Annotated in this window: 1 pseudogene; it reads right to left on the minus strand. The window is 68.2% G+C overall.

What is annotated here, in order from left to right:
* Window positions 1-243 precede the first annotated feature (243 nt).
* Window positions 244-800 (minus strand): annotated as a pseudogene (locus IE294_RS46950) (hypothetical protein); the annotation flags it as partial.

Genomic DNA, 800 nt, shown 5'->3' on the forward strand with positions numbered 1-800 from the left:
GAGAACGGGTTCTGGTCCACTTCTTGTGGTGTGGTGACGGGTTGTCACGAGGTAGGGGCGTGATGGTTCACCGCCGCGGCGACAGGCCACGGTGCCCGAAGCTTCGCAGTGGTCTCCCGAGGGGGATGGGGAGCAGGGCTGGGCGCACCGGACCCGCGTTTTGAGGGGGAGTGCGTGGTCGTTGTGGTCGCTGCGGCCCGGGCAGAGTGCCGGGGCCGCAGCGAGGGCTTGCGGCGAGGGGTGTTACTGCTTGGCGGTGGGTTCCGTCTGCTGGTTGTAGATCTCCTGGCCCGCTGCGTTGTAGGCGTGGACGTAGGGGGCCGGGGAGGGGGAGTTCCCTTCGAGGCCGGAGATGGCCGCCGTGTAGACGTACGCGCCGTCTGCCATGAGGGCCGGGTACTGCGTCGGGTTGTCGCCGTAGCTGATGGTGATCTTGGCGACGTCGGGTGTGTAGTGTCCGGCGCCCAGTGAGAGAGTCTGTTCCCCGTCGGCCGGCTCGCTGAAGCTGTCGAAGAACTCGATCAGGTGACCGGTGCCCCACAGGCGGTCGTTGATGAACGTCGGCGGGACGGACATGCTGGTGCCCTTGTGGCCCTTCGCCTCGCACTGCACGTACTGGTGGGCGGAGTTGACGGCGATGACCACGCCGTCCGTGTCCTGCGTGGCGACGGGAGCGCGGACCGCGATCACCGCATGGTAGTTCGAGGCGTCCGGGCCCAGGCAGGAGGCCAAGATCCCGGCGACGGACCCGGCACCGATCGGGGACGTCCTCGTGCTGGTAACGGTGAACCCGGCCGGGG

The sequence above is a fragment of the Streptomyces canarius genome (genome assembly GCF_014650735.1).
GTDB lineage: Bacteria > Actinomycetota > Actinomycetes > Streptomycetales > Streptomycetaceae > Streptomyces > Streptomyces olivaceoviridis.